The 15124-nt window shown below is 72.7% G+C and carries 13 protein-coding genes and 1 pseudogene; 5 read left to right on the forward strand and 9 right to left on the reverse strand.

The genetic code is table 11. The annotated features are described in order from the left end of the window. Positions 1-16: 16 nt before the first annotated feature. Both ACJX2R_RS43160 and ACJX2R_RS43165 read right to left on the reverse strand, forming a co-directional pair. Positions 17-775: a DUF72 domain-containing protein gene (locus ACJX2R_RS43160; protein WP_413104515.1), complete on the reverse strand. Its 759-nt coding sequence runs from the start codon at positions 773-775 to the stop codon at positions 17-19. After that, positions 772-1011 (reverse strand): hypothetical protein, encoded by a 240-nt coding sequence (locus tag ACJX2R_RS43165; protein WP_262701225.1) that lies wholly within the window; start codon positions 1009-1011, stop codon positions 772-774. Before ACJX2R_RS43165 ends, ACJX2R_RS43160 begins: the two co-directional genes overlap by 4 nt. A 139-nt stretch (positions 1012-1150) precedes the next feature. On the opposite strand from ACJX2R_RS43165, the pseudogene ACJX2R_RS43170 reads away from it, so the two are divergent. Beyond that, positions 1151-1798 (forward strand): annotated as a pseudogene (locus tag ACJX2R_RS43170) (phosphoribosyltransferase); the annotation flags it as partial. A gap of 14 nt (positions 1799-1812) precedes the next feature. Then, positions 1813-2100 (forward strand): DUF1876 domain-containing protein, encoded by a 288-nt coding sequence (locus ACJX2R_RS43175; protein WP_020866423.1) that lies wholly within the window; start codon positions 1813-1815, stop codon positions 2098-2100. A gap of 101 nt (positions 2101-2201) precedes the next feature. Here the strand turns inward: ACJX2R_RS43175 and ACJX2R_RS43180 are convergent, their stop codons facing one another. Beyond that, positions 2202-2621, reverse strand: coding sequence for a LysM peptidoglycan-binding domain-containing protein (locus ACJX2R_RS43180; protein ID WP_413104516.1), 420 nt, complete (start codon positions 2619-2621; stop codon positions 2202-2204). A 275-nt stretch (positions 2622-2896) separates the two neighbouring features. Then, the gene (locus ACJX2R_RS43185; RefSeq protein WP_413104517.1) at positions 2897-3271 is read right to left on the reverse strand and encodes a hypothetical protein; all 375 of its coding nucleotides are present in this window, start codon (positions 3269-3271) and stop codon (positions 2897-2899) included. Between ACJX2R_RS43185 and ACJX2R_RS43190 the strand changes: the two genes are divergently transcribed. The 3 genes from ACJX2R_RS43190 (at position 3264) to ACJX2R_RS43200 (ending at position 5792) form a co-directional block, all read left to right on the forward strand. Next, positions 3264-3629, forward strand: coding sequence for a DUF4232 domain-containing protein (locus ACJX2R_RS43190; protein ID WP_413104518.1), 366 nt, complete (start codon positions 3264-3266; stop codon positions 3627-3629). The two genes, ACJX2R_RS43185 and ACJX2R_RS43190, sit on opposite strands and share 8 nt — an antisense overlap. A 162-nt stretch (positions 3630-3791) precedes the next feature. After that, positions 3792-3965, forward strand: coding sequence for a hypothetical protein (locus ACJX2R_RS43195; protein WP_413104519.1), 174 nt, complete (start codon positions 3792-3794; stop codon positions 3963-3965). A gap of 96 nt (positions 3966-4061) precedes the next feature. Next, entirely contained in the window at positions 4062-5792 is a 1731-nt protein-coding gene (locus ACJX2R_RS43200; protein ID WP_413104520.1) for an HEXXH motif domain-containing protein, read from the forward strand. A gap of 45 nt (positions 5793-5837) precedes the next feature. Here ACJX2R_RS43200 and fxsT read toward each other — a convergent pair whose 3' ends face one another. The 5 genes from fxsT to ACJX2R_RS43225 form a co-directional block, all read right to left on the reverse strand. Beyond that, entirely contained in the window at positions 5838-10202 is a 4365-nt protein-coding gene (fxsT, locus tag ACJX2R_RS43205; RefSeq protein WP_413104521.1) for an FxSxx-COOH system tetratricopeptide repeat protein, read from the reverse strand. Then, positions 10199-11380 carry an AAA family ATPase gene (locus tag ACJX2R_RS43210; protein WP_413104522.1) on the reverse strand — a complete coding sequence of 394 codons (1182 nt, stop codon included), beginning with the start codon at positions 11378-11380 and terminating at the stop codon, positions 10199-10201. The genes fxsT and ACJX2R_RS43210 overlap by 4 nt, the downstream gene beginning before the upstream one ends. Next, positions 11377-12873 (reverse strand): effector-associated domain 2-containing protein, encoded by a 1497-nt coding sequence (locus tag ACJX2R_RS43215; RefSeq protein WP_413104523.1) that lies wholly within the window; start codon positions 12871-12873, stop codon positions 11377-11379. The genes ACJX2R_RS43210 and ACJX2R_RS43215 overlap by 4 nt, the downstream gene beginning before the upstream one ends. A 386-nt stretch (positions 12874-13259) precedes the next feature. Then, positions 13260-14447, reverse strand: a complete 1188-nt coding sequence (locus ACJX2R_RS43220) for an effector-associated domain 2-containing protein (RefSeq protein ID WP_413104524.1) — start codon at positions 14445-14447, stop codon at positions 13260-13262. A gap of 76 nt (positions 14448-14523) precedes the next feature. Continuing rightward, entirely contained in the window at positions 14524-15081 is a 558-nt protein-coding gene (locus ACJX2R_RS43225; RefSeq protein ID WP_413104525.1) for a hypothetical protein, read from the reverse strand. Positions 15082-15124: the final 43 nt, after the last annotated feature.

Raw genomic sequence — 15124 nt, forward strand, 5'->3', positions numbered from 1 at the left:
CCGGCGGGCAGCGGGCTCAAGCCGAGGGGGTGCGGCTGACCGGGCGGCCGAGGCTGGCCACGGCGCGGGCGAAGACGGCCGCGTCGTGCACCGCAGCCCCGCCCGTGTCGTTGTTGAAGTACGCGTAGACCTCCGCGTCGGCAGGCCAGGCGTCCCCGACCCGCCGCGCCCAGGTGGTCAGCGCCTGTCGCCCGTAGCGCGGGGCCGGGCGGGCGAGGCCGCCGTGGAAGCGCAGATACCCCCACCCGGTGGTCCGCCACAGTGGGGTGACCGGCCGGGAGCCGGAGTCGGCCCAGCACAGCGCGGCCGAGCGGCGCTCCAGCACCGCGCGGATCTCCTCGGTCCACCAGGAGGTGTGCCGCGGTTCGACGGCCACCCGCGTCCCTGAGGGGAAGCAGCCCAGACAGCGGTCCAGCAGCTCGCCGTCGGCCCGCAGGGTGGGCGGCAGCTGCACCAGCACCGGGCCCAGCCGGTCGCCGAGCCCGGCCGCGTGGGACATCAGCCGCTCCACCGGCTCCTCCGGATCGCGCAGCCGCTTGATGTGGGTGAGGTAGCGGCTCGCCTTGAGGGCCATCACAAAGCCCTCCGGCAGCCGCTCCCGCCAGGTGGCGAACTGGTCGTACGACGGCAGCCGGTAGAAGGCGTTGTTGCTCTCCACCGTGGCGAAGGCGCGGGTGTACTCCTCCAGCCACAGCCGCTGCGGACAGCCCTCGGGGTAGAGATCGCCGCGCCAGTCCCGGTACTGCCATCCCGAGGTGCCGACCAGGGCGGTCATGCCTCGCCCGGATGCCAGGGCGGCCACTGCCCGGGCCGGTCCTCCCAGTGCACCTGGGCCGGGTCGTCCAGGTCGATATCGGGGAAGACCTGCCGGACGCGCGGCTCGAACTCCTCCCGTTCCAGCGGTTCGCACCCCAAGCCACGCAGCCGCACCAGCCGGTAGCGGCCGTCGGCCTCGATTGACTCGACGAAGACGGGGTAACCGGACTCGTCCGGGCCGGTGGTGTTCTCCATACCTCCAGAGTGCCGGGTCTCCGGTATCCGCGCGCCCCGGCCGGCGGCCGGGAACCGCCGGTTCGCTGATGGGCGGACCGCCGACTCGATGGATATCGGCTTGATACGTGGACGAGTCCTTCAGGAGCGGGGGTGAGTCATGATCTTCACCGACCGGACGGACGCCGGGCGGCGCCTCGGCGAGGCGCTGCGCCCCTTGGCGGATGAGAAACCGGTCGTACTCGGGCTGCCGCGGGGCGGGGTGCCGGTGGCCTTCGAGGCGGCCAGGGCGCTCCATGCGCCCCTGGACGTGATCATCGTCCGTAAGCTGGGCGTCCCCTACCACCGGGAGCTGGGGTTCGGCGCCATCGGCGAGGGCGATGTACGCGTCATCCATGAGGCGATCGTCCGGATGAGCCGGGCCGATGAGAAGGATCTCGCCGAGGTGGAGCGGACCGAGCGGGAGGAGCTGGCCGGCAAGGCGCGCCGGTTCCGGCAGGGCCGCTCGCGGATCCCGGCCGAGGGCCGCACCGTGATCATCGTGGACGACGGCATCGCGACCGGCGCCACGGCCCAGGCCGCCTGCCGGGTGGCACGGGCCCAGGGCGCCGCGCGGGTGGTCCTCGCCGTGCCGGTGGCGCCGCCGGACGCGGTCGCCGCGCTGCGCGAGGACGCCGACGAGGTGGTGGCCCTCTCCACCCCGTCGGACTTCGCGGCGGTGGGGGAGTGGTACGAGGACTTCTCGCAGACCTCGGACGACGAGGTGGTGGAGTTGCTGTCCCGGTCGACCGGAGAGGCCGGTGAGGCGCATCCTGGAAGGTGATGCAGGAGGTGAGCGCGATGGAGACGATCGTGGGATGCGACATTCAGATGGAGTTCCGTGAGATCGGTCCGCTGACCGAAGCGGTCGTCCGGCTGAGGATGCACGACGGTACGGAGATGCTGGCCCAGGGCCGTGCCAACCGCAACCCCGACGACCCGGCACAGCCGAGGGTCGGCGAGGAGATCGCGGCGGCGCGGGCACTGACCAACCTGGCGCACCGGCTGATCGGCAAGGCGGGCGGCGACATTGAGGAAGTCACCCACTCCAAGGCGCATTTGGTGATGTAAGGCCGTTGAGGCGAAGGAGCTTCCGGCCGCGGTGGTCCACCGCGGGCGGAGGCTCCTGTGCGTATGCGCTGCCCGTGTGCGCTGTCCGGGTACGGGCTCGTTCAGCGGTGGCCGAGGGTGAGCTGCTGGCCGGGCCGGATCAGATCCGGGTCGGCGCCGATGACCTGGCGGTTGATCTCGTAGAGCCGTTCCCAGCCGCCCGCCACTCTCTCCCGGTCCGCGATCCGGGAGAGGGTGTCGCCGCGGACGACGGTGTACGACCCGGGCCCGGGCTGGGCCTTGGCCGGTGGTTCGGGCACGGCCTTCGGGACGATGAGCAGCGGCTCGGCCCTCGTGGTCGTGACCGCCGAGACGGTGGTGGCGTTCGGGGTCGGCGAGGTGGGGGTGGGGGCTGAGGCGGCGTTCGCCTGGCCGATGCCGATGAGCGGCAGGGCGACGCCGGCACCGCCCGCGGTGATCGCGAGCGAGGTGCGCGAGACACGGTGGGGCCGGGGCCGGCGATGACGTCCGCGTGCGGCCATGGAGTCCTTCTTCCTGTCCTGGTACGGCAGTTGGCGAGTGCGATGGCTGCCGAACAGTAATCCCAGGGTTCTGGCGTGGACAAGGTGTTCGGATGTTTGCGGTAGAGAATCCAATGTGAGGAATTTGAGCCCCGACGCGATCAATGTGCCCCGGACATAAGAGCCCGCGCGCGGGGAAGGGAGTCCCAGGGGGAATGCACCGGAGGCATCGGGGCACCCGCCCTCGATGCCGGTGGCCCCCGGCAGACGGCTGACCTCGGGAGGTCGCTCATGAGTCAACGGAACGGTTCGGCTCCTCGGCGCAGGACCCGGCGCACGACGGCGGCGCGGTCCCGGCCGCCCGTCTTATGCGCCCTGCTGATCGGCGCGCTGGCCACGGTCACCGCGTGCGGCAGCGACACCGGGGACGGGGACTCCGCGCGGCGCGCCTCGTCCGTTACCTCCGCCTCCGCCGCGCCACCCTCTTCCCCTTCGGCCGCCTCCTCGGCCTCGTCCGAGAGCGGCTCCTCCCGGAACGAACGGCCCGCCTCGCGGACCGCGCAGTCCCCTCCGCCCTCGCGCCCGTCCTCCTCGCAGCCCGCCGCCGCGTCCGGGGTGCGCCGCGTCTGCTCCAAGGCGCGGCTGACGCTGGCGGTCGGCCGGATGGACATCGGCGCCGGCAATGTGTACCTGCCCCTGGTGTTCACCAACAAGTCCGCCACGACGTGCACGCTCACCGGATACCCCGGTGTCTCGCTGCTCGACTCCACCGGCGCGGTGATCGGCGACCCCGCCACCCGGCGCGGTCCCACGCGCTCCCCGGTCTCCCTGCCGCCCGGCGGCAGCGCCTCGAGCAGTCTGCACACGCTCAACGAGGGCATGAACGACACCCCGTGCCGGCGCACCGCCGCGCGGATCCGGGTCTATCCGCCGGATTCCTTCGACGCGATGGACGTCTCGGCCCGGTCGTTCCGGGTGTGCGGAGGCGTGTTCGAGGTCGAGGCGATGCAATCCGGAACCGGGGGATGACACCGGCATATCGGGGGGCTCCGGGGCGCGCGCAAGTGTCCGAAAATCTTGACAACGCAGGCGTCGACTGGCCGTGTTCACTCTTTCGCAATCATTAGGGGTAGGCCACCATAGGGATGCCTCATATGAGCCGTTAGGGAGCGTCCGGAGGGGGACGGTGTCATGGAGCGGGTCGCGACCGAGGTCGAGACAGAGCTGCTGGACCTTTCGGGGGCGACACTCGAAGACCTCGATCGGTACGAAGGGCTTTCCGCGGTGACGGAGCGGCTGCTCGACCTCGTCCAGCGCCCGCCGACGATCGGCAACTCGTCGACGTCGGAACCCTGTGTGAGTTAGGCGGCTATGACGTCCTCCGTCACGTGGGGCCTCAACCATCGTTTATCGGCGGGGGGTTTCGCCGAGTTGGCGCGGGGTTCGGGCGGCCCCTCGGCCGTGGCCGAACTGAGGTCGGGGCAGCGCAGCCGGGCCATGCTGCTGCTGCGCGCCCTGGTGGACATCGCCTCCGCGGACCCCGCCCCGCTCGGCCCCCTTCCCCCGCCCCGGGACGCCTGGCACCTGCTGGTTCGGGCCGAGCGCAGCTCCCCGGCGGCCGTGGACAGGCTGCTGCTGCACCCTCCCATGGGCGTGTGGCTCAACCGCTCCCTGCGCAGGCTGCGCGGTCTGGAATCGGGGGACGAGCCGCTGTGGAGTGCGGTGGGTTATCTGCACGCCATAGCCGTCTCGGCCGCTCTTCTCGCGGGAATCGACTTTCGCGGCACCGTTCCGGTGCGCGAGGGCGGGGTGATATTGCCGGCTCTGGGAATCGCCCGCATTCCGGACACGACCGATGTCGCCGAGGTCGTCAGGAGCGGGCAGAAGGCGGCGGTGTTATCCGGCCCGTATTCGGTGACGCTGCCGGCCGACTTCTCCGAGGACGCTCCCGGTTGGCACGGACTGCGGAGGCTGCGCGGAGAGCACGAGGGGATTGTGTGTGCCCCCCTTGTCGACGACCTCGACCCCTATCGTGACTTTCTCCGGATCCGGGCCCCGGAGCGGCTCGGCGACGAAGAGTGGCAGGGCTGGCAGGAGAGATTCGGCAATGCGTGGCGGCTGGTCTCGGAACAGCGTCAGGTGGACCCGCGGGGGATCGGCGCCTGCCTGTCCTCCGTCGTGCCCGTGCCGTACGCCGCCTGGCCCGAACCGTTCAGCGCCTCATCGCCGGAGGCCTACGGCTGTGTGCTGCTCAACGGGGCCACGGACCCGCTCACCCTCGCCGCCGCGCTGGTGCACGAGGCCCAGCACATCAAGCTCAGCGCCCTGATGGACCTGGTGCCCCTGATCGAAGGGGGCCTGGAGGAGATCCACTACGCGCCCTGGCGGCTGGACCCGCGACCGCTGCGCGGGCTCCTCCAGGGGGTGTACGCGTTCCTGGGCGTGACCGGATTCTGGTGGGACCGGCTGCGGCGCGCCGAGCCCGGCCCGGCCCGGGACACCGCCGCGTTCGAGTTCGCCCTGCGCCGGGCGCAGACCGCATCGGGGCTGCGCACGCTCCTCGCCCACGCCGAACTGACCGCCAGGGGCGAGGAGTTCCTCCACCGGCTGGAGGACCGGCTGACCCTGTGGCTCGCGCAGCGGGTGCCCTCCGTGCCGAAGGGGCTGGCCTCGGACCTGATCCACGATCACCGGCTCGTCCACCGCATGCGCCACCTGGCGGCGGACCCGGAGCCGACCGCTCGGTGGGCGCGGGCCTGGCGGGAGCGGACCGACCCTCCCGGGGAGCTGCCGGGCACCTCGGTCCGGCCGACCCGTCCCGAGGCGCCGGCGCGCCCCGCGCTCGCCCGGCTCCGGCTCGCGGATCCGGCGGGGTTCGCCCGGCTGTGCGAGGGCGGGGGAGCGGGGCTGCCCGGGGGCGGTGACGCCCCCGACCGGGCCGATCTCGACTGGGCCGCGGGGGACACCGCGGCCGCGCTGCGCGGCTACCGGGCCCGCTTGGAAGCGGACCCGGACGACATCGCGGCATGGGCGGGACTCGCGCTCGGCCTGCCGGACGGCGCGGCCAGGACGACGCTGCTGAACCACCCCGAACTGGTCCTGTCCGTCCACCGGGAGCTGCGCACCGCGCCGGGCACGGATCCCGATCCGGTGGCGCTGGCGCGGTGGATCGGGACCCGTACCCACGGGTGAACGGCGCGCGGCACGGGCCCCGCGAACGGCGACGCGGACGCCGGTTCAGATGGAGATCGACTCCACATCGCAGTCCGCCCGGATGCCCCGGGCCGCCGCGACCGTCGCCGGGTGGTTGGCCGTCAGCACCCGGCGCAGCCGGCCGAGCGCGTCCTGGTGCAGCTCCTCCGCCTGCCTGCCCTCGCCCAGCGCGCGCAGATCCCCCGACAGATTGACCGCACACGCGAGCGTGGTGGGGTGGTCCTCGCCGAGCCGGGACCGGCAGGCCGCCAGGGTCGCGGTGTCCAGGTCGTGGGCCTCCTGGTAGTCCGCGAGGGTGTAGTGGTCGCTGGCCGTGTTGATGGCGCACGCCAGTGTCGTGGGATGGTCGGCCCCCAGCCGCTCGACGAGCACCGGCAGCGTCTCCTTGTTCAGCGCGAGCGCCTCGTCCGTCTCGCCCAGCAGCCGCAGCGTCACGGCGAGGTCGACCGCCGCGCCCAGGGTCGCCGGATGCCGCTCCCCCAGCAGGACGCGCATATCGTCGAGGCACTTCCGGCCCAGCTCACGGGCGCCTTCCAGATCGGCGGTCTGCCGCAGATCCATCGAGAGGGCCAGGGCCGAGTTGGTGATGTGGAGGTTGGGCTCGGTGTAGCGCAGCCGGTAGCGCTCCAGCACCTCCCGGCTGAGGTCCAGCGCGCCCTCGTGGTCCCCCGCCTTGCGGCGCGCCACGGCGAGGTTGCGCAGGGCGTAGACCACGGTGGGTGTGTTCGGCGGGAACAATTGGCGGGCGCGGGCGCAGGTCTGCTCCAGCATGTCGCGGGCGGCCAGGTAGTCCCCGCCCTCGCGGACGTCGATGCTGAGGTTGGCCTCCACCAGGATGGTGAGCAGGGCGTCCTCGCCGAGCACCAGACCGGTGGTGCGCCGGGCGCTCTCGTCCAGCTGCCGGGCGCGCTCGTAGTCCCCCGCCGCGCGCAACGCCACGGCGTAGTCGTTCGTCGCGGCGCTGGAGTACGGGTCCTCGTCCCCGAACAGCCGCAGGGTCCTGGTCCAGCGGTCCTTCTCCAGCTCCACATAGCGGGCGTAGTCGCCCTGGTAGCGGGTGTCGACGGCGACCGCGCCCTGAGTCACCAGGGTGTTCTCGTGGTCGTCGCCCTCCCTGGCGCGCTGGAGCTCCAGCGTCCGGCGGTTGAGCTCCCGGGCCTCGTTGAAGTGGCCGAGCACGGTCAGGACATGGCCCAGGGTCCGGGAGACGGCCAGCGTCTCCGCACTGTCCTCGCCGAGCGTCTCCACCCACTGCCGGCGCACCTGGGTGGCGAGCTCAAGCGCGCCCTCGTGGTCGCCCCAGACGTGGAGGAAGCGAACCAGGTTCCGCACCATCTGCCGCACCCATTTGTCATCGCACTCCATCGCGCGCGACGCCCGGACGTGGGAGAGGAGGTCGGCGTACCGCCCCCAGTTCGCGGGAGCGACATCATTGGGGTCGCCGAAGGCCAGCAGCACATGGGCGCTGTGCCGCATGTCCGCCTGCTGCTGCGTGGACATCTGGCCGATCAGCACGGCCTGCACCAGCCGGTGCATCTCGATCGTGTTGCTGCGGTGATTGATCTTGATCAGGGCGTAGCGGTTGATCTCACGGATCGCGTGACCGAGCTTGATCGGGTCCTGTAGCACCTCCGAGAGCTCGGGGGAGAGGGACACCCCGCGCACCCCGGAGAAGAGCCGCCGGGAAACCGGCTCGGGCGCGAAGAACGAGCACATCTGGAGGAGCTGGAGCGCACCGGGATGGGTTTCGGCCAGCCGCCGCAGCGACATGTTCCAGGCGGCGGCGACCGGTTCGGGGTAGTCCACCGGAACGCCCGCCGCCAGCAGCTCATTGCGGCGGGTCGAGACATCGGCCCGCTCGTCCTCGAAGACCTGGAGATACTCGTCGACCGGCATCCCCGTCTCGGTGAGCCACGCGGCCGCCTGCTCGATGGCCAGCGGAAGGTCCCCCAGGGCGTCGGCGACCCGGTCCGCCTGTTCGCGCGGCAGCTCCGGCCCCCGGCGGCGCAGCAGCTCGATGCTCTCCTCCCGCTCGAAGACGTCCACTTCGACGGTGCGGGCGGCGCGCGACCACTGGGCGTTCCTCGAGGTGACCAGGATCCGGCCGGGGCCGCCCGCGGGGAAGAACGGCCGAACCGTCTCCAGCTCCTCGGCGTTGTCGAAGACCAGCAGCCAGTTGCGGCACGGGCGTCCGGTGCGCAGCGCGTCCAGCACGCTGGGCACGGCCGTGTTGGCCTCCATGCCCGCGTGCAGCCCGAGCCGGTCGGCGAGCTGGACCAGCGCCTGGCGGATCTGCTCGGGGCGCTCGGCCGGGATCCACCACACCGCGTCGTAGTCGGCGGCGTGCTGATGGACGTACTCCAGGGCGATCTGTGACTTGCCCACCCCGCCCAGCCCGTGCAGGGCCTCGGGCAGCACGGCGGCGGTGCCCTCGCTCTTCAGCCGCTCGTGGAGAGTGTCGAGCAGCCTCTGCCGACCGGTGAAGTTGTTGTTCCGGGGCGGTACATTTCCCCAAATGGACGGGGGTTCCCCGGGCTGGCGCTCCTCCACGGTGGGCAGGGTCCGGGCAGCGGTCACGGACACGAATGTTCCTCTCAGATGCTCCCCCGCCGGGCCCGGCGTGCCGGGCGCCGGCGGGGATGGTGAATCGTCGGCCTGGGACAGCGGGTCTGGTCGGGGAGTCATGGAGTCAGTCATGGCCGCAACCGCCTCGGAGACCACATATTTTCCCCTGTGTGATGCGTCTTCAACTGGATCGGGCGGGCTTTCCCCCGAGCGGACGAGCGCCTGATGGGCCAGGACAAGGGCGCGAAAGGAGCGCGCACCCTCCAGGTACGGCCCAGAAAGAGCCTGGTAGACCTGCTCCTGGAGGCGGATGTAGGGCAGCAGCCGCTCCGTCCTGGGAAGGTCCCCCACCGAGCCCGAGGGGTGGTTGAGCAGATCCCGCAGCATCAGCAGCGGTTTCCAGCGGCGGCCCAGCCGGTCCAGGACGCTGCCGAGGATGTACAGCGACTCGTCCCGCATCCCGGCCGACAGCAGCAGCTCGCGCACCCCGTCGTGGAACTCGTAGCCGATACCCGTCTCGTCCAGCGGGTCGGCGGTCCCCACCTTGCGCAGCAGCCCGCCCAGCAGGATCTCGGCCAGATCGCCCGGAGCGCCCTCCGGCTGGTGGATGCCCTGCACGAACTCCATCACGGGAATGTTCAACGGGGCCGCGGCCAGCCGGGACGCCAGCCGGAAGGCGCTCGGCGAGGCGGTGGCGCGGAACCGGAAGACGCGGTCCCAGGCGCTCGGTTCCGGTTCGGGATCCCAGCGCTCGGCGGGCGCCCCGGGCAGCAGCGCCATCGTGTCCTCGCCGCGCGCCGACGGGCGGGCCACCAGCCGCGCCCAGTTGGCCATCCACCGCGCCTCCAGCTCCAGCACCGGGACCGGCGGCGCGCCGCCCGGCCAGGAGCCGCCGTCCGCCCGCCGCCAGCTGCCGTTGGGGGCGCCCGGCTCGGGGATCCGCACCCGCACCCGCTCCGGCGCCACCCCGGTGTGATGCCAGCGGCCCTGACGTAAGACGTGCAGCACCGCGACCGACGCCTGCCGCGCCCAGCCGGCCAGCGCGCGCTGGGCGCTCTCATCGGCCCAGGCCGCACCGATGCCGTCGGTCAGCACCAGCACCGTACGCTTGCCGCGCGGCGCCATCCCCGCCACCGGCGACCGGTCCTCCTCGGGTAACGGATGGTCGGTGTTCACCCGGTGCACCCGCACATCCCGGAAGGCGCCGGTGCGTCGCAACACGGTGACCAGATGCGCGGCCGTCCGCCGCCACACCACCATCGAACTGCCGGAGTCCACCACCAGGACGGCGTCCATCCAGCGCTCGCGCACCGGCACCAGGTCGGGCACCCACAGCCCGTCGCGCGCCGCGCGCTCTGCCGTGGCCTCCTCGTCGACCTCCGTCTCGACCGGCGAGGGCGCGGTGCGCTTGAGCGGCCGCAGCGCCCGGGACAGGGCGCGCTCTGGCAGCGGCGGCCCGTCGGCGGACGGCCGGCGCGCCGGCACGAAGGCCTCCGCGACGGTCACCGGCTCCGCCTCGCCGGGCGGCGCGGACACGCCGGCCAGCTCCGCGGGGAGCGGCGGTTCCGGCACCGGGGGCGCCGCCTCGGGCCCGGACGGGGGGCGCTCCCCCCGCAGGTCCTGCCGCGGCTCGTCCGACGGCTCGTCACCGGGCGGCGGGGCGTCCGCCTCCGGTGTCCCGGGGAGGGGGCCGGGGTCCGGCGGTCCCGGGCCACGGTCCGTCTCGGCCTTGCAGACCGCCAGCCACAGGGCGTCGGCGAGCTGCCGCCAGTCGAGGCCCCGTGGGCCCGGCCCGGCGGACCTGCCGCCTGGGTCATGTGTCATGTCGAGCCCGCTGCGCTGTCCAGCCGATGCCAGACGGCCTGGAGTAGCTCCTCCCACTCGGGCCCCGGAACATGTGACTGGGACGTCACCAGATACACCGCGTTGAGCAACTGGTCGGCGGCCAGGCCGCCTTCGCGCTCGCTGCGCTCGAGGAACATCTGGATCAGCTCCCGCGCACGCGGATCGTCGGCCCGCCCCAGATGCGCGGCCACGATCGCGGCGAGCCGGTCCGCGTCCGGGTCGGGCAGCCGCAGCTGGAGACAGCGCCGCAGGAACGCGGGCGGGAACTCCCGCTCGCCGTTGCTGGTGATGACGACGACGGGGAAGGCGCGGCAGCGCACCCGCCCCGAGGCGATGACGGTACTGCGCTCCGGGTCGTCGGTGAGGACCGATACGGCCGGACGGCGTCTGCGGATGCGCACCAGCTCGGGGATGGCGTACTCGCCGGCCTCGAAGATGTCGAGGAGGTCATTGGGCAGATCGATATCGCTCTTGTCGAATTCGTCGATGAGCAGGACGCGCGGCAGGCGGTGCGGGAGCATCGCCGTGCCCAGCGGCCCGAGTTGGAGGAAGTCGCCGATGTCCTCCGGTCCGGGTTCGTGCGTGTCCCCCTCCGACGCCTGGCCGGCCGCGGCGGCGTGCACACGGCCGACGGCATCGTAGCCGTAAAGCCCGGACCGCAGTGTCGAACGCGTGGTGATCGGCCAGCGCAGCACCCGGCCCAGGCCCAGCTCCCGGCTGATGCGGTACGCCAGTGTGGACTTGCCGGTGCCCGGGCGGCCGGTCACCAGGAGGGGACGCCTGAGGATCAGCGCCGCGTTGACGAGATCGGCCTCCTCCGGGTCGGAGCGCACCCCGAGGGGGGCCGCGCCCAGCCGCCGGGCGGCGTCCTGCTCGTCCTCCGACGGCGCCGGGGCCTCGGTCGGGGCGTCGTCCGCGTCCGATAACGCGCCGGACCGGCCGTTGCCCTCGACCGGGCGGGCCGAGACCCCGCCGAAGGCGCGCCACGGGGGCGGCGGCGGAAGGATTTCCTCCAGGCTCACATCGTGCAGCGGACGCCCGGTTCCCTGGTAGATCCACCAGGGGCGCGGTATCCCGGACGGCAGGGCGGCCGAGGCGGAACCGGAATCCTGGTGGATCCGTCCGTTGTGGCGCCGCGCAGGCTCTTCGTCGCTCATCGACCACCCACCCCCTCGTCCGGCCCCGTAATGCGCCCTTGCGGTTCCACGGGACGGGTCGGGTCGTCCCAAACGAGCACCACATGCTGCCCCAGGTGATGCTCCCGCTCCGCGGAATCGATCGTATGGGCGTCCAGACGTAACTCTGTCACGGCTTCGCGGAGCCGTGCCAGGTTCCCGCTGGCGTCGGCCTGATTTTGTCTCAGCTGCTGGACGAAGCCGGGGGTCCGGGTCGCCCGGCCGTCCCAGGAGACCACCGGAATCCCGGCCCGCCAGGCGGTCAGCGCCTCCGAGGTGCCCTCGGGCGTCATGCCCGGGGGCGAGGTCAGAACCAGCGCGACCACCTGCGGATCGGCCTTGAGCCGGGCCAGCAGGGCGGTGGGGTCGCCGGAGCGCGGGCTGTCCGGGTCCTCGCCGTCCACGACGAGCTGTTTGGCGCGCTCGGGCTGCTGGTCGAGGAGGTTCCAGCGGTGCTTCCACTCCCGGTGCCAGCGCCTGGTCCGGCTGCGCTCCAGGCTCCGTACGACCACCGGGTAGTGCATGTACAGCGGGATGGGCAGCTCGCTGTCGAGCTCCAGACGCCAGCGGTGGACCGGCAGATTCAGGTCATCCGGGCCGAGCATGAACTCGATGTGGATCGCGCGGGCGTCGTCCCACTCCTCGGCCGCCTGGTACACCAGCGTCTGGACCGCCCGCTCCGCGGTCTCCGCGGTGACCTGGGTGACCGGGCCGCGGACCGGATGCCAGCCGGTGGGGTCGTACTGGTGCCAGGACGAGAGCTCATAGGCCCCGGCCTCCTCCCGCGGCAGCAACCGGATCACCAGATAGGCGTCCACCGGACCGGCCGGGGCGGCATGCCCCACCTGCTGCCGCAGCGACCGCAGCTGGGGCGTCAGGCCCAGCTCCCGCGCCTGCTCATCGGCCCAGTCGCGCAGCGCGTCGGCCCGCTGAAGCGGACGCGCCGCCGCCGCGAAGTACTCCACGAGGGCGAGCTGCGGCGGCAGCCCGCCCGGCTGCGCGTTCATCCGGCTGAGCACCTCGAAGGCGTGCCACGGGCCGGTGACCGCGGGGACGTCCTGAAGCGGGCCCGCCGCCGTACGGCACAACTGGCCCAGCTGCTCGATCTCCAGCTCCTCCAGCAGCGGCCGCAGCTTCGCGACGGCGGTCTCGGGCAGCGCCGGACGGGCCGTCATCTGCTCCATGACCGAGTCGAGCCGCTTGATCGCGTCCTCGTCCGCCGCCGCCATCACCGCGAGGGACGCGCGTAGCGCGTGCATGATCCGCACGTTTTCCAGGCATTCGCGGGCCAGCTCCACCAGGAAGTAGTCGGTCACCCGGTGGGCGCGCACGGGGACGCTGGTCATCTCCAGCTCCATGGCGACCAGATCCAGACACAGCGTGCGCAGATCCGGATCCGTCAGACAGCGGAACTCCTTCAACGCCGTGACGAGGTTGCCGACCGATTTCAGGCCACCTTCCCCCATGGCCGCCATGCCGTGCCCTCCCCCGAGGCCGCATCACCGGTCCCCGCCGCCGATGATCTCCGCCGGAGACCCTGCCACACGCGGGTGCCACCCGCCGGGACTCCGGGACAACTTGTATGCCCCGCAAGCCTCTCGTGACACCCCTGGCGAGTATGTCCGTGGCACCGTCCGCCGCGCCCGGGGCGGGCTCAGGGCACGCCCGGGACACCTCCCGGCGGTGGGCCGGGGAGCCCGCGCCCACGGCGGTCGCGAGGCGGAGGGCCGTCCTCCTCAGGGGCCCACCTGGACGGTTCCGCCGAGCTCGGGCGCGGGGTGCCCTCCCGGGGTGGCTCGGAGTGGGTGCGGGGGAGGGCGGCCCGGGGCCGTCGCCCGCGGGGATGGGAGGGTGAGGAGGGTCACTCCAATCCGAGTTCCGCGACGCGCCGGGCGAGTTCGGCGGCCGCCGGATCGTCCGGCGCGAGCACCGCGACCACCTCCACCAGTTCGCCCATCGCCCGCCGCGCCTCGCAGACGCGCAGCAGGGACAGAGCCTCCGCGCGGCTCGCCGACTGACGGCCCACCGCGGTGCCGACGGTGGGCAGTTCGTCGAGCAGCTGCTGCCAGCGCACGGGGGAGGTCATCCCGGGCACGGCCAGCAGGGTGTCCGCGAGTGCGCCGAGGTCACGGATGGTCAGCCTGCGCCGCCGGGGGCCCTTGGGCGGCGTACCGGCGGCGAGGGATCGCGTACCGGCGGCAAGGGGTGGCGTACCGGCGGCGGGCGGTTGCGTGCCGGCGGCGGGCGGTCGGATCGTTGTCGGGGCGTCCGCCGCGGCCGGGATGCGGCCGATCAGCTCGAAGGCGAAGGCGGCGGCGTTCCGGGAGGCCACCGGCTGCCAGTGCTCGTCGTGTGCCTCGCCCTTGTCCCCGAGCAGATCCGAGATGCCGCGGATCACCAGCGCGTCCAGCTGCTGGTTGACATACGCCCCGGCGAGGAAGCCGAAGCCCTCCATGTCCACCGCGAGGGCGTCACCCGCACTGGCCGCGAGCCTGAGCCCGACGTCCGAGCGGTGGTGCGCCACCACCCGGCCGCCCGCCGCGAGGGGCTTCACATGGGCACGGGGGCGCGGCGCGTCGTCCCCCGGGCGGATCCGCTGCTGCCAGGTGTCGGCCGCCGCCGCCAGCCGGGCCAGCTGCACCAGCCCGTACGCGGACTGATAGGTCTTCTGCCGGGGCAGAAAACCGGTCTCGGTGTCCTTGCCGGTCTCGTAGTCGTACACCGCGTCGGCGGCCACCACATCGCCCAGCGCGACATCCTTACGGCCGCCCGCAACCCCCACGAACAACACCGCCCGGGGCGCGAAGAGCGCCGCCGCCCGCTCGACCGAGGCCGCGGCACCCGGATTCCCCGGACCCGTCATATGGATGGCGACCGTCCGCTCCTCGGACTCCTCGCGGAAGACCCCCAGCTCGAACAGCGCGCCCCGCTCCGCCCGGACCGGACGTGGATCCTCCAGATGGGCGCGCACCGCCCGGTACTCGACCTCCAGCGCGGTCAGCACCACCACATCGGCCCGCACCGCACCGCCATCGCCCTCAGCGCCCACGGTTCCCCCCGATCCCCCTAGGACTGCCCTTGCCGACACCTTACGAGCCTGAACGAACCCCACGGGTCATCCCACATCACGGCCGGTGCAGATCCGCGTACAGCACGATCTGCACCGCCAGTACGGTGACCAGCGCCACCTCCGCCACCGACACCGCCAGCAGCACCGCCCGCACCGGCTCCGACGTCCAGTACACGATGAGCGCGGCGATCGGCGCCACCGTGAACAGCAGCAGGTCCGCCGCGAGCTGAAGCCGCTTGCGGGAGACCCGGCGGCCGTCGTCGCGATGGGCCCGCTCCCAGCCGAACACCGGCGGTCGGCCCGGGGCGAGCGCCGTCAGCCGGGGCCCCAGATCCTCCCGGACATACCGTCCGATGGCCGATATCTTCTCGTCGTTGACCAGATAAGCCCACCCCAGCAGCGCCGACGCCGGGGGCAGCAGCAACAGCAGCTCCGGGCGTCCATGGCTCTGGAGGGAGAAGGTGATGATGGCGGCCATCGCGGCAAGCGTCGCGTAGAGCAGATTGTCGCGGAACCCGATCCGCGCCCGCTGCTCCTCCTTCACCTGCTCGTACTCCAGGATCAGCAGCCTGCCCGTGACCGCCTCGCTCTCGGCGCTGTTGTCTCGCGTCACCGTGCCCCCTCCGCGGCCCATGACCGGCTCCGGTGTGACCGGC

Origin of the sequence: Streptomyces sp. Inha503, from assembly GCF_047215865.1 — a bacterium.
Classification (GTDB): domain Bacteria; phylum Actinomycetota; class Actinomycetes; order Streptomycetales; family Streptomycetaceae; genus Streptomyces; species Streptomyces lycopersici.

Coding starts and splice junctions, on each gene's coding strand:
- ACJX2R_RS43160 (WP_413104515.1), bottom strand. CDS start 775: ATGACCGCCCTGGTCGGCACCTCGGGATGGCAGTACCGGGACTGGCGC.
- ACJX2R_RS43165 (WP_262701225.1), bottom strand. CDS start 1,011: ATGGAGAACACCACCGGCCCGGACGAGTCCGGTTACCCCGTCTTCGTC.
- ACJX2R_RS43175 (WP_020866423.1), top strand. CDS start 1,813: ATGCAGGAGGTGAGCGCGATGGAGACGATCGTGGGATGCGACATTCAG.
- ACJX2R_RS43180 (WP_413104516.1), bottom strand. CDS start 2,621: ATGGCCGCACGCGGACGTCATCGCCGGCCCCGGCCCCACCGTGTCTCG.
- ACJX2R_RS43190 (WP_413104518.1), top strand. CDS start 3,264: ATGGACATCGGCGCCGGCAATGTGTACCTGCCCCTGGTGTTCACCAAC.
- ACJX2R_RS43185 (WP_413104517.1), bottom strand. CDS start 3,271: ATGTCCATCCGGCCGACCGCCAGCGTCAGCCGCGCCTTGGAGCAGACG.
- ACJX2R_RS43195 (WP_413104519.1), top strand. CDS start 3,792: ATGGAGCGGGTCGCGACCGAGGTCGAGACAGAGCTGCTGGACCTTTCG.
- fxsT (WP_413104521.1), bottom strand. CDS start 10,202: ATGACACATGACCCAGGCGGCAGGTCCGCCGGGCCGGGCCCACGGGGC.
- ACJX2R_RS43210 (WP_413104522.1), bottom strand. CDS start 11,380: ATGAGCGACGAAGAGCCTGCGCGGCGCCACAACGGACGGATCCACCAG.
- ACJX2R_RS43215 (WP_413104523.1), bottom strand. CDS start 12,873: ATGGCGGCCATGGGGGAAGGTGGCCTGAAATCGGTCGGCAACCTCGTC.